Source organism: Fulvitalea axinellae (assembly GCF_036492835.1).
GTDB lineage: Bacteria > Bacteroidota > Bacteroidia > Cytophagales > Cyclobacteriaceae > Fulvitalea > Fulvitalea axinellae.
The window spans coordinates 63628-75923 of the sequence record NZ_AP025320.1; the positions used below are offsets into that span (position 1 = coordinate 63628).

A 12296-nucleotide genomic window follows, 5' to 3' on the forward strand; every position below is an offset into this window, starting at 1 on the left:
AGAACGATGAAAAATATTCCTTGGCAGGAACGTCCAGCCGATTGCGAGGACGTGGTTTGGAGATATAGCGAGAACCCGGTAATCCCGAGAAATCTCACCAAAAATTCGAACAGTATCTTCAACAGTGCCGTAGTTCCCTTCGGCGACGGCTTTGCGGGCGTGTTCCGTTGCGACGACAAGTGCCGACGCATGAACATCCACGCCGGCTTCAGCGAAGACGGAATAAACTGGCGGATCGAAAACGAACCGATCGCCTTCGGACCGGACGGCGACAGCCTCGCCCATTCGGATTACAAATACGATCCGCGCGTGGTGCAGATCGGCGACAAATACCATATCCAATGGTGCAACGGCTACTTCGGCCCAACCATCGGCCTTGGTTACACTTACGATTTCAAGACTTTCTACCAGAGCGAAAACGCCTTCTTGCCGTTCAACCGCAACGGCGTGCTCTTCCCTAGAAAGGTCAACGATATGTATATGATGCTCAGCCGTCCGAGCGATACCGGACATACGCCTTTCGGTGACATTTTCCTGAGCCAGAGCCCCGATTTGGAATTCTGGGGAAGACACCGCCACGTAATGTCGCCCTCACCGTTTGAGGACAGCGCTTGGCAGTGCATGAAAATCGGAGCCGGCCCGGCGCCAATCGAAACGCCCGACGGATGGTTGTTGATTTACCACGGCGTGCTCAACTCCTGCAACGGCTATGTCTACTCCATGGGCGCCGCCTTGCTCGACTTGGACGAGCCTTGGAAAGTGCTGTACCGCTCTCAGCCGTACCTGCTCTCGCCCCAGCGCGATTACGAATGCGTAGGCGACGTGCCGAACGTCGTATTCCCGTGCGCCGCGCTCCACGATGAGGAGACAGGGCGCCTGGCCATCTACTACGGCGCCGCCGACACCGTGACTGGCATCGCGTTCGCAAAGATGGACGAGCTGATTAAATTCGTTAAAGAAAACAGTTGTGTGTGATGTGTGTATCAGGGGATGGCAAAACGTGCTGTCCCCTTCTTACAGTCTCGACACATAAAAAATAAAGCGTGAATAATCTGGCGTAAAAAGTTGCCGAGATTATCGAATTAGAAAAATTCACAGCCCAGATATGTGACAGTTTTGTCGCTTGTTTGGGCTGTTTGCTTTTATGGAGCATCTGAAAAAGATTGATTTACACTACCTTATAAATAACTCCATGGACTAATATTTCACCGTCAGATAGCATCTCATAGTCAATTCCCTGATCCTTTAAACTATCTGCAAATACACTTCTACAAACATCCCCATTCTCTTTAGGTAATCCTTCCCAAAGTTGTTTTGACTGTTCCCTTTCCCAACAAATTATGTATTTCCACAAAGTATTACGATTCTTTTGACTGGTCTCACGATGCCTAACCTTTATTGATTCGATTATCTCATAGGTAATATCCAGAAATGGAAGCCATTCCAAGGCCAAACCTAACCAATAACCGCCATCATTCCTTATCGCAAAAGCCACAAGATTGGTAATTGGAAAATCTTTCCCCTTAACTTCAGGTCGTTTGACAAATTCAATAAACGATTTTGGGTCATATTCCAGAACAGGGAAAACATGTAACCAATTTTCAAAATTTTCTTCAATACGTTGTACGAATCCCGGTTTTACAAATGTCCAAACACCCGATTCAAAACGGACTTCGCTTCCTTTGAATTTAAAAACTCTATCAACCATCATATCAAAAAATTCAGTTCTGCCTTAAGCATTCCTTTTTCGAACTCCCCTACCAAAAAATAGAAGCAAAAGATGACTCACAAAAACAATCAAAGTGACAAGTATTCCGAAGGTTGTCCCAGACATTGATAGAATAAAACACACACCCACGATAGCGGAAGCTCCATACCTGTATTTTGCCTGTTTAGGCAAAATACAAACCAATAATCCAAGCGCTAAAATCAGGCAATAAATCATCCCTAATAAATTTGCCCTCGTAGGAAGATCCGATAAGTGAAGATACACGGAGCAAGAACACCACCCAACAGAGATGAGCACGATAAAGTGTAAAATAAATCGAAAGATCATACTATTTTATTCATAAGGTGTTAAAATAGGTTTTATTTAGACAGTAATTCTAAAAAATACAATCAATATTTAATTTCAATGAAATTAATTAACTTTACGACTAATATAATGGTGTTAATTTTCAATTTTTTTGGCAAACCATACCCAATAGACACCAATAATTAACCATTCAATCAAGTTCACATGAAATACTTTTACGTTCTATTCTTATCCCTTTTTCTTCCGATTTTCGGATATAGCCAAACGAATACATACACAATTACCTTCGAAGATGGCCTCGACGCTGAAGTAACAGTAAAAGACAAACTAAAAAGGCACCCTGAGAATATTATTGGGTTCAGCCCTATAGCCATAGATTTAAAAAGCGGTATCGGATTACTGTTTGGGGGGCTATCATACGATCGATTCATTAACAAACGACGTGATATCTTGCATGCAAAGTATCGGGTGCTCCCATTTAGCTTACATGATGAAGAGGCCAATTCTTTTCTTTCTAACTGAACTTTCGCTCTCCCTGCATTTGGGAGAGCGATTCTTAATGAATATATTTCAGGCCGACCGCAAGGCGTCAAGTTCTTCCATGGCAGCCTTTATCATCTTCAAATACAATTTTGATTTTATCGCAAAGTGATTCAGCTTCTCCTTAACCTTCAGTTTTTCCAGTTTTATGTAGGCGATCATGGAAGCGAAGATGTGGTTCAATTGGGTAATCTCCATCTTTGTGGGAGACTTGCCTAACATCGTGTTTTGCTTGAGCGACTTATGGAACTCCTCGACTTTCCACCGTTTTTGGTAGATCGCTACGATATCCTCGAAAGCCATGTTCTCCCCGTTGGTAACCAGCCATTGTTCCGCGGTCGACCGGTCCCTGTTTGTAAAGACTTGTTTGGCGAGCGTGACAGGAAAATCAACTCCCTTGACCCACACCCGCTTCACTTGACCGCTTTCAATAGGCGCATCCGAAACGTGAATGAATTTGCCCTCGTTTTTGTCCTTTTCGCTCATTGCTATATTCCTGTTGCTCTTCAGCGGGCAAACGAAAACCTTCTTGAGCTTGTAATGAATATACTTCAGCGTATCGCTGGCGGTGAACCACGTATCGAAAAGAATGTACCTGAAAACCAGTTTGTTCAGAAAGTTTAGACGGTGTAAAACTTCCAGTACCATCTCATTTTTCGTTTTCTCGCTTTTACGCTTTTCCTTCCCGTTCTTGTCTATGTATTTCACCGTCTTGTGGACGATCTCATAAGCGACCGGACAGTTAACCGTTTGTCCTTCCACGGTATTGCTCAGAAGAAAGTTAAGGGAGTTGATCCCTTTGACCGCTTTGCCTACAGTATGGTCGAAATGATAAGCTACGATGTCGTTTTCCGAGGAATGAGGCTTGTGGACAATGCAATCGTCGATACTCAAAACCGCCTCTTCGCCCTCAATACTCCTGGCGAAAGACTTCACCTCTTTCCAAAAAGCCTTTTGGTCCATGTCCGGTTGCTTGAGGAGGTCGCTGAAATAATCATGGGGAATCTGATTGTCCAAAGATGCTGAGAGCCCTGTTGAGGTGGCTTGCCCTCGACTGGCAATAAGATAATCCGTGTATAATTCAAATCCGTCTCTCCTTTTCATTTTTCAAAAATCGGTCACTTATCATATAATTTCCAAAATTGCAATAGGAAAGGCGAGCGAAAGGTCAGTTTCTAATTTTGCATTTGACACTGGCTACAGTTGGCCCTTCTTCACAATATCCCGAAAGAAAAGAAGGCGCACCAACTTTTATTGTGACAGACAGAATTTGTTAAGCTCATATAATACATATAATAGAAGAGTAATTATCCACCGGGCAAAAATCCCTATACCCCAAGTCACAAAATATATGTTACGGGGAGGACTCTACTACAAACAAGACTTTAGAGGCCAAGACATTGATCTCGGAAACGAAAGCGGACTCACTATCACCCAGGTCAATACTGGCTCCGTCTTTTTAGGAGTCTCAAGAGTCCGGGTCAACAGTATGGATGTCAGAACGAATAAGTTCCGGAACCAAAAAGGATTCGCTATGCTGAGCTGGTATGCAGATGTTATGTACGCTCCATACATTACCCATAACGGATCCTACTTTTCACCTGACCCAACCCAGCCCAAACAAAGCGCCTCAGAGAGTCCGGTTGGCTTTCGGATTGGATTAAGTGGCAGTGGATCACTCATGACCTCAAGTCGTTTTGGCCAAGGATTCGAATTGGAATATGCGAGAATACCAGGGGTTGGAAAAACCGTCGAAGCCTATACAATGAGCTATAAACTGTTCTTATACAAATAAAACAATCTGGAGTTTCATCCCAATGCGGATATATCAGAACAAGCCAGTGATTATACCGCTGGCTTGTCTTAATCCTTTCAGACCTTATCAAGGGTTTACTGAAAAAGTAAAAACCACAAGATTATCAGTGGATTAGGTAGCTTGTTCCCCTTTCCAAAGCACAGGGAATATTCGTAAATTGGCCTTAGAAAGGACTGAGAGCATTTTTTCCCTTGCACCTATGATCAAGACAAGTTCCTCGCAATTGAGTATAGAAGGTTTTTTGGACCCGGAAATAGGGCGCCTTAACCCGGAAAACAGATGGGTGAAGTTGGCCAACTCCATCCCCTGGGCGGAATTGGGTTTGGTCTACGAATCGAAAATGTCGACGGGCAAGGGCAGTCCGTGCAAACCGGCCCGGCTGGTCATCGGCGCGCTGATCGTGAAGCATAAGCTGAACGTTTCGGACGCCGAGGCGATAGAACAAATCAAAGAAAATCCGTATCTCCAGTATTTCGTGGGACTCGGCTCGTTCACCACGGAAAAGGCCTTTGACCCTTCGCTGTTCACGACGGTCCGCAAGCGGCTCGGGTACGGGGATTTTAACAGGATGAGTTCGCTTTTGCAACACGAGGGGATCCGTATTGCGGAGGGCGATCGGGATGAAGGGTCCAAAGACGGGCATTCCGGGGACGCCGAAGATGACAAGCGGGTTGTCTCCTGCGACGCGACGGTGGCGCCGCAAGAGATTCCATACCCCACGGACCTTGGGCTGTTGGCTACGGCGAGGGTGCAGTCGGAGAAAATCATCGACCTCCTTTGGCCCGTCGCCAGGGATTCCGGTTTATCCAAAAAGCCCCGGACTTACCGGGATAAAGCCCATAGGGAATATGTCGGGGCGACGAGAAAAAAGAGGAAAGGAGCCGAATTCTGGCGCGTGTGCGCACGCCGACAGCTGAATTATCTGGAACGGAACCTACGGCATATCGACAGCCTCATAGAGGCCAACAAGGGCGTTATACGCCTAAAAAGCAGGTTTTTGAAGATTCTGATGGTGCTTCACGAAATCGCCAGGCAACAGTCGCTCATGCTGGAGACCGGTGCCAACAGGGTGGACGGCCGCATCGTGAACGTCTTCCAGCCCCATGTCCGGCCGATAGTCCGGGGCAAAAACGGAAGCGACACCGAGTTCGGCGCCAAATTGTCCGTAAGCCTTCACGAAGGCTATTCCTATCTGGACAAGGCGCAATGGGACGCTTACTACGAGGGTGACGCGGAAGTGATCCGCGGGCACATCGACAGTTTCGGGGAGAGAAACCCGGAAATGAAGCTCGGCAAATTCGTCGGGGACAAGATTTACGGAAACAGGAACGCCCGGCAGACCATGTCCGGCGCGGGTGTGGAATTCGTGGGCTCCCCGTTGGGAAGGCCTCCCTCAAGTCCCGAAAAAATCAGGGAACGCAAGGAAAACCGGACGCTTCACCAACGGCACCGGAGCAGGGCGGAAGGAAAATTCGGGGAAGTGAAACGGGGACACGGATTGGACAAAATACAGGCAAGGAGAGCGGACACTTCGCTTTCATGGATCGCCTGCATTTTCTTCGTGGCCAACTTGAAAAGATTTCAGAGCGAAATCTTTTTTGACCTTGTTTTCTTGAGCTGGAAATACGGGATATGGCTTCAAGACGGCGAAAAGAAACAGGAAAAGACTGTCTGGCAAAATATCCTAGCTGGGTAGCCCTCTGGGCTTTTTCAGTAAACCCTATCAAGGGGCCCACCTTTCCCCGCATAACTACCTACGCAAATACATTTTTGCATTTTTTAAACTTCAAAGCCTTCAACCAATGAAGGTGAACATATCATAAAAACTATAAAACCGCTATCTCATTGAGTCAAAACACTTTTAACTTAACCACCAACAACTTCTCTTTAGTTTTAATTTAAATGTTTTAGCATTGTCATTATTTTATTTTATAAAATATTTTTGATATTACATTTATACTTTTTAAATCTGTAGAGCTGAAATACGCAGGCCTAACTAAACAGCACTCCATTTATTTTCAAAATATAAATAAACGAATTCAATCAACTGTAATAATTCTCCATTATACTATTTACAAAAACCTACTTCAATGAAGAAAACAGCATTATTGCTCGCTCTTTTTCTATCCGCTACTGTCCTCAGGGCCCAAAAGGTCTACAAGCCGGACCACGCGGATCTGGACACACGTCCTTTGCCGGCGTGGTTTGGACAGGCTAAGTTCGGCATCTTCATCCACTGGGGACCTTACTCCGTTCCCGCTTGGTCGCCCAAAGGCACTTATGAGGAATGGTATCAGTATTGGCTACAGACCGAGGGGATTTTCGGAAACGGAGATTTTTCCGGTAAGGAAATTCCCGACATGCAGTCGAAGCTCTACGGCGAAAGCTCCTCTTATTATGATTTCGGACGACAGTTCAAGGCCGAACTTTATGACCCCGCGCAATGGGCCAAACTGTTCAAAAAAGCCGGGGCCAAATACGTAATCCTCACCTCCAAACACCACGACGGATTCACGCTTTGGCCGAATAAAGAGGCCGGCAACGCCCGTAACTTTAAATGGAACAGCGTGGATATAGGCGCCAAGCGCGACCTTGTAGGAGACTACATGAAAGCCATGCGGAGCGAAGGCCTAAAAGCCGGCCTGTACTTCTCGTTGCTGGAGTGGTATCACCCATGGTCTAGACAAGGCATGTTTGACAAATTTGTGGACCGCCATATCCATCCCCAATTCAAGGATCTGGTGACCAGATACTCCCCCGACCTGATCTATGCTGACGGCGAATGGGGCCATTCTGCCAAAGAGTGGAAAAGCGAAGAGCTTTTGGCGTGGCTTTACAATGAGTCGAGCGCCAAGGACCACGTGATCGTCAACGACCGCTGGGGGCGTGGCGACCGGCATAAACACGGCGGGTACTACACTACGGAATACGAGGTTCACGGCGTAAAAGGAGACCATCCGTGGGAAGAAATCCGGGGTATGGGACTCTCGTTCGGTTACAACCGTATGGAAGATCTCGAGGACTACAATTCCTCCAAAACCCTTATCCTGATGTTGGCCGATATAGTAAGCCGCGGCGGAAACCTCTGCCTTAATATCGGTCCGCGCGCCGACGGCAAAATTCCGGTAATAATGCAGGAACGCCTTACCCAGATCGGCGCTTGGCTTAGCGTAAACGGCGAAGCCATATACGGTACAAAAAAATGGTCGACACCCATACAGTGGTCAAAAGGTAGCCGTGACTTTGACTTTAAGGCCGGCGGGAAAAAATATATCGAAGGCGATTATATCTTAAAGCAAACCGTGGATCCAATTCCCGGAAAAGCCGTAAAGGAAGTCTTTTTTACGAGCAAAGGCGACGCCCTCTACGCTATTATCCCTAAATGGAGGAAAGGCAAGGTTACCCTCAAAAACGTTACCGTCGCCCAAGGAGCCAAAGTCACTCTTTTGGGAGCGGACAAAAAAGCCAAATTCAGACAATCGGGTAAGAATCTGGTAATCGACATGCCCGATTTTGACCCCGAATGGAACCTTCCGCCGGAAGCGTATGTAATTAAAATATCAAAAGTGCGGAGGCAAAAAAACACGATCTAACTACCAGAAACACTGGCTGACACAATAGAGGTATCGTATCCATGCGATACCTCTTTTGGTTGATCCCCAACCTTACGCTCGCCGACCAAATTCAACTAAAAAACCACACCAGCTCTCAAGGTCCTCTACTAACAGAGAATCAATATCAAGCGCAGAATCGACCAACCCTTCTTTCCCGGATTTAACAGTAAAAAATGGATACCTCCGGAAAATCCCTAAAATCTGTTTATCCTGACAAAGCCTATCAGCCACGCTTTTATCACCGCTTTTCACCCAAAGACGTTTCCTAAACGGCAAAAACAACCTTGGTAACATCCCGGTTCGGACTCCAATTTCAAACACCGGAAGATCTTCGTCATAAATCTTTATTTCCAGCGAATTACGAAACCCGCCAACTCCGACCGCATAAACCCTTCGTTCCACAAATCCTATAGAGACTCGGAAATCTTTAAAAACCAAATTCGCTTTCGCCTCTCGTTTTCTTCCACCCACAAATGACCTTTCACTTTTCGAATAATCACCCTTATTCCGCTTTGTAAATTGTTCTAGAGCATTTAGATCCATAGGAAATCCTTTACGATAGACTCAAACCAACTTTAACTCTATTATTCCTCAAAGAAATATCCGGCTCATCTATTTCCTCATGACAACTAATCTCTCCTAGACAAATTCCGATTTCACTTAATTTTCTTAGAAGGCCCCACAGGTCATCCTTTGTTAAATAAAACTCCAAGGTTTGCGTCTTATCAAGTAACAGGTTTTCGTAAATCAAACTCAACTCTCTAACCGAATATCCTGTGACAGATTCCCCAATCAACAGATTTACAAATTTAGCCTTGGTCCCCCTTTCATCGGAACCCAAAAGTTCAACCCATTCCATAATTACAAAAATTCACATTGATAGCTTTCTATAAACCCAAGATAGGTAGTAGAGCACCTTTTAGATAAACAGTATCATTTATCAATTTACTTCCTCATCGTTACTCTCACTTATACATTTCCCGGAAAACAGGGAGGTCGAAAACCCAGAATCTCTTTAGCTTGGCACAATTACTAAAAAAAGCACCATGAGGGACTTAAAACACGTTTTAATCGCAATCCGCCGGCTGGAAATGGCGCAACAGGAATACGAAAAAAGCGGTGGCTTGGTATTGCAAGCCAAACGAATCGCCACTGCCTACGACAAGCTACAGAAAATTTTGGAAGACTTTATCCATTATTGTGATGAAGAGCATAGAGAAGAAGGCATCCGGTTTTTATTCCATATCGAAGATTGGCAAGTGCAGTACAATCATTCTATGAACCATGCGCCCCGGAGCGTAATGGATACGATAAAGCTTAACCTGTTTAACCACTCCATCCCGTACCCAGAAGAATGGGTACAGAAAATACAAAGTGAATTCGACGAACCCGGCTGGCATAATGACACACCATCCTGGTAAATCCTCTAAACTATAGGGTTTTGTATTTCTTTAGGGTTAAAATCATCGACACTACCAGTTTCCAAGCTCATGACAGCGCCTACAGTGATGCCTAAACCTTATCCACTCCAAAAAATATAAAAAACAGCAATAGGATAAAGCCTTAGTCCACGGTCAAACCCATTGAACTTTAGCCCGAAACATTTTTCAAAAGCCCTTCGCTTAACAAAAAATTAAAATTTGGCTTTAAAAAATTAATTGATAACTTTACGGCATAGCGTACAACAAAAGGGCGAGTAGGTTTGGACACTTTCGTTTCCACACCCTCGCTTTTTTTATGCCCTTTAAAACCTAACGCACTCGTCCAAATCGATCAGCCTGTGCTGAACAGCGTACAGCACCAGTCCCGCCACGTTTTTCGCCCCCGTTTTCAGCAATAGATTGCTTCTGTGGCCTTCCACCGTCCTTTTGGTTATAAACAGCTTATCCGCAATCTCCTGAGCCGTACACTGCTTACAGATCAGTTCCAGCACTTCCACTTCCCGCTCCGACAACATACTCTCCGGCTCCAGCTTCGGCCCCGGCGCTTTTGACGACACTTGCTTGCGAATCACGTCCATTTGCTCAGGTAAGAAAAAGTAGCCATTGTCAGCAATGCCTTTTATCATATCATACAACACATCCGGCGACACTCCCTTCGGCGCAAAGGCGCTCACCCCCGACTTGAGCATATAGCCCATAAACGTTTTCTTGTAATGTGACGAGACTACCGCTATCCGGATATCCTTATATTTCTCCCTCATCACTTCAATAGTCGAAAGACCGTCCATTCCTGTCATACGAAGATCAATCATCAAGATATCGGGCAATGTTTCGGCCTCCGCCAATTTCTCCAACAGTTCACCTCCGTCATTGGCCGTAAGCGATACCCTGATATCAGGCTTTTGCTCAAAAAAACCTTTCAACAGGCTCACAAAAAGAGCCTCGTCATCTACCAATGCTAGTGTTATCTTTCCCGAATCCTCCGACATATTCCCTTTATCTGAATAATGATTTTTTCAATATAATCCGAAACGCACTTTCCAAAGAGCTTAAAACAAAAAAACCTGTCGTTTTCGCCAAAAAACTCACATCACCCAAAACGTTACGTATTTACTTATCAATTATAGCCTTCAAAATACCACCAAGGCCATTTTCTTTTGGCTTAAGTGTGGTTCAGCTATAGGTAAATATACTTGTACTTCGATTAAAATAACTGGAAAACCGAAAATCACTACTTGGTTCCACTCCAAAAGACACACGCTTTTCCCATATGATACTATTCGTCCAAAACACCTATAACAGTTATCTTTAAGCTTTTATATAACAGACTCCACTTTAGGTTTCTCCTCTGATTTAAGTTCGCATACAAACGCCATCACAAAACAAGTTCCTCCGCCATTATTCGACCGGAAACGGAATTCCGCATTTATCGATTGTGTCCTCAACTCAATGTTTTTCATTCCCAAACCTTTGGATATCTTGGGAGCATTAAAGCCTCGCCCATTATCACTCACCACACAAGATACCAGCCCCTGAGCCGAAACCCTGGTCAATATTCGAATAGCGGAAGCGTCAGCGTGCTTAACGGTATTGTTCACCAATTCCTGTAATATTCTAAAAACCTGAAGCTTCTGACTGTCTTTCCATTCCAGCCCAGACTCACTATGCCAGAGGTCTAAATCAAAACGCCCCTCCAACGGTCCTGCAAAATCTTCCACCAATTCGCCGAGCGTTGCTTCTTCCAACATAGGCGGTTTAAGGTCGTGCGATAACCGCCGGGCCTGCGTAATACAGTTGCTCAAGAGCGTCTTCTGGTCAACGCCCCCTTGCGGAGCGTACTGCGCCATCAGTATCACATTGAGCTTAGAAATCAGTCCGTCATGTAGCTCCGACGCTATCCGGGAGCGCTCTCTTTCCTGCACCTTCACGCTGTCCTTAAGCAATTGCTTCTGATAGTCAAGCCTAACCAGCGCTGTTCTTTCCCTCTCAAAGAGAATACGCTTAAAATAAATCCGCGTAAATGCTACGACACTGCCCGCCAGCAACACTACGATTCCCAACGCCATGCTCAGCCAAAGCGCAAACGTTTCCGGGTTCTGCCAGTCCGCCATATATGAAAGATGATATGAGAATAGAAAAATACCGTAACCAGCAGATAAAACTGCCAAAATGCCCGAACCAAGTCAAGATGTTCGTTAACCAGAAAGTTGACCGAAAGACTGATCAGACAACTCACCGAAAAATATCCCAACACACTGGCATTAAGCCTCATTTCGGCCGGGGTAGGGCGAATCTTGCCTCCCACCGCTTTTCCGATAAACATCAGGCCATACCCCATAATGGCCAGCGATGAAATCACTTTGCCATAAGAGCGGTATTCTTCCACGGCAAACAAATTGCCGAGAAAGATAGTATCGACGATTATCAGAACAACTATCCCGACAATCACAGCTAAAAAAATCTTTGAGTCCGACCTTAACCAGTGCTTATAATACAGCACCGAAAAGATCAACAACTCAAAAAAACCCAATATAGGTAGCAGGAAAAGGTTATCTCCCACGTACCTCGATGTCAGGTCGATAAGACACGACATTAGCATAAACGCTGAAAGCCATTTGGATGCCATATCCAAATGCTTAAACGAGTATGCAGCGACAACTAAGCTCAGCCAAAGTACTACCGGGGGCAGTAGGCTAGTTACTTCCCAAATCTGAGCGGCATTCATACTACAAGAATTTAATACTCTTGTGAAAATACATATTCTGTCAGTTTTTTATACAATGAAATAAAAATATATCCTCTTGTTCCGAAAGGAAGGAAATCACTTAAAAACACTGGTATTCGTACAC

Annotated in this window: 12 protein-coding genes; 5 read left to right on the forward strand and 7 right to left on the reverse strand. The window is 45.2% G+C overall.

Going from position 1 to position 12296, the window contains the following annotated elements; genetic code table 11:
• Positions 1–6 precede the first annotated feature (6 nt).
• Positions 7–975 (forward strand): glycoside hydrolase family 130 protein, encoded by a 969-nt coding sequence (locus tag AABK39_RS25470; RefSeq protein ID WP_338396025.1) that lies wholly within the window; start codon positions 7–9, stop codon positions 973–975.
• A 193-nt stretch (positions 976–1168) separates the two neighbouring features.
• Here AABK39_RS25470 and AABK39_RS25475 read toward each other — a convergent pair whose 3' ends face one another.
• Together AABK39_RS25475 and AABK39_RS25480 are read right to left on the reverse strand one after the other, a co-directional pair.
• The gene (locus AABK39_RS25475) at positions 1169–1711 is read right to left on the reverse strand and encodes a hypothetical protein (protein WP_338396026.1); all 543 of its coding nucleotides are present in this window, start codon (positions 1709–1711) and stop codon (positions 1169–1171) included.
• 894 nt (positions 1712–2605) lie between these two features.
• Positions 2606–3679 (reverse strand): IS701 family transposase, encoded by a 1074-nt coding sequence (locus AABK39_RS25480; RefSeq protein ID WP_338392425.1) that lies wholly within the window; start codon positions 3677–3679, stop codon positions 2606–2608.
• Positions 3680–3926: 247 nt separating this feature from the next.
• Here AABK39_RS25480 and AABK39_RS25485 point away from each other — a divergent pair, with 247 nt between their 5' ends.
• The 3 genes from AABK39_RS25485 to AABK39_RS25495 all read left to right on the forward strand — a co-directional run bounded on the left by AABK39_RS25485 (position 3927) and on the right by AABK39_RS25495 (position 7984).
• Complete coding sequence (locus AABK39_RS25485) at positions 3927–4370, forward strand: hypothetical protein (protein WP_338396027.1); 444 nt, start codon at positions 3927–3929, stop codon at positions 4368–4370.
• 220 nt (positions 4371–4590) lie between these two features.
• Complete coding sequence (locus tag AABK39_RS25490) at positions 4591–6087, forward strand: IS5 family transposase (RefSeq protein WP_338391085.1); 1497 nt, start codon at positions 4591–4593, stop codon at positions 6085–6087.
• Between the two features lie 394 nt (positions 6088–6481).
• Positions 6482–7984: an alpha-L-fucosidase gene (locus tag AABK39_RS25495; RefSeq protein ID WP_338396028.1), complete on the forward strand. Its 1503-nt coding sequence runs from the start codon at positions 6482–6484 to the stop codon at positions 7982–7984.
• A 72-nt stretch (positions 7985–8056) separates the two neighbouring features.
• Here AABK39_RS25495 and AABK39_RS25500 read toward each other — a convergent pair whose 3' ends face one another.
• A complete protein-coding gene (locus AABK39_RS25500) occupies positions 8057–8548 on the reverse strand; it encodes a hypothetical protein (protein WP_338396029.1) in 492 nt (163 codons plus the stop codon).
• Between the two features lie 10 nt (positions 8549–8558).
• Positions 8559–8864: a hypothetical protein gene (locus AABK39_RS25505; protein ID WP_338396030.1), complete on the reverse strand. Its 306-nt coding sequence runs from the start codon at positions 8862–8864 to the stop codon at positions 8559–8561.
• A 187-nt stretch (positions 8865–9051) separates the two neighbouring features.
• On the opposite strand from AABK39_RS25505, the gene AABK39_RS25510 reads away from it, so the two are divergent.
• Complete coding sequence (locus AABK39_RS25510; RefSeq protein WP_338396031.1) at positions 9052–9426, forward strand: hypothetical protein; 375 nt, start codon at positions 9052–9054, stop codon at positions 9424–9426.
• A 323-nt stretch (positions 9427–9749) separates the two neighbouring features.
• Here the strand turns inward: AABK39_RS25510 and AABK39_RS25515 are convergent, their stop codons facing one another.
• From AABK39_RS25515 to AABK39_RS25525, 3 genes are all read right to left on the reverse strand, one after another.
• On the reverse strand, positions 9750–10436 hold the full coding sequence (locus AABK39_RS25515; RefSeq protein ID WP_338396032.1) for a response regulator transcription factor: 687 nt from the start codon (positions 10434–10436) through the stop codon (positions 9750–9752).
• Positions 10437–10763: 327 nt separating this feature from the next.
• Entirely contained in the window at positions 10764–11558 is a 795-nt protein-coding gene (locus tag AABK39_RS25520; protein WP_338396033.1) for a sensor histidine kinase, read from the reverse strand.
• Positions 11516–12172 carry a hypothetical protein gene (locus AABK39_RS25525; RefSeq protein ID WP_338396034.1) on the reverse strand — a complete coding sequence of 219 codons (657 nt, stop codon included), beginning with the start codon at positions 12170–12172 and terminating at the stop codon, positions 11516–11518. Before AABK39_RS25525 ends, AABK39_RS25520 begins: the two co-directional genes overlap by 43 nt.
• Between the last annotated feature and the right edge of the window lie 124 nt (positions 12173–12296).

What these genes read in the sequence shown, in the direction of transcription:
- AABK39_RS25470 (WP_338396025.1), top strand. Translation starts at nt 7, where the DNA reads ATGAAAAATATTCCTTGGCAGGAACGTCCAGCCGATTGCGAGGACGTG.
- AABK39_RS25475 (WP_338396026.1), bottom strand. Translation starts at nt 1,711, where the DNA reads ATGATGGTTGATAGAGTTTTTAAATTCAAAGGAAGCGAAGTCCGTTTT.
- AABK39_RS25480 (WP_338392425.1), bottom strand. Translation starts at nt 3,679, where the DNA reads ATGAAAAGGAGAGACGGATTTGAATTATACACGGATTATCTTATTGCC.
- AABK39_RS25485 (WP_338396027.1), top strand. Translation starts at nt 3,927, where the DNA reads ATGTTACGGGGAGGACTCTACTACAAACAAGACTTTAGAGGCCAAGAC.
- AABK39_RS25490 (WP_338391085.1), top strand. Translation starts at nt 4,591, where the DNA reads ATGATCAAGACAAGTTCCTCGCAATTGAGTATAGAAGGTTTTTTGGAC.
- AABK39_RS25495 (WP_338396028.1), top strand. Translation starts at nt 6,482, where the DNA reads ATGAAGAAAACAGCATTATTGCTCGCTCTTTTTCTATCCGCTACTGTC.
- AABK39_RS25500 (WP_338396029.1), bottom strand. Translation starts at nt 8,548, where the DNA reads ATGGATCTAAATGCTCTAGAACAATTTACAAAGCGGAATAAGGGTGAT.
- AABK39_RS25505 (WP_338396030.1), bottom strand. Translation starts at nt 8,864, where the DNA reads ATGGAATGGGTTGAACTTTTGGGTTCCGATGAAAGGGGGACCAAGGCT.
- AABK39_RS25510 (WP_338396031.1), top strand. Translation starts at nt 9,052, where the DNA reads ATGAGGGACTTAAAACACGTTTTAATCGCAATCCGCCGGCTGGAAATG.
- AABK39_RS25515 (WP_338396032.1), bottom strand. Translation starts at nt 10,436, where the DNA reads ATGTCGGAGGATTCGGGAAAGATAACACTAGCATTGGTAGATGACGAG.
- AABK39_RS25520 (WP_338396033.1), bottom strand. Translation starts at nt 11,558, where the DNA reads ATGGCGGACTGGCAGAACCCGGAAACGTTTGCGCTTTGGCTGAGCATG.
- AABK39_RS25525 (WP_338396034.1), bottom strand. Translation starts at nt 12,172, where the DNA reads ATGAATGCCGCTCAGATTTGGGAAGTAACTAGCCTACTGCCCCCGGTA.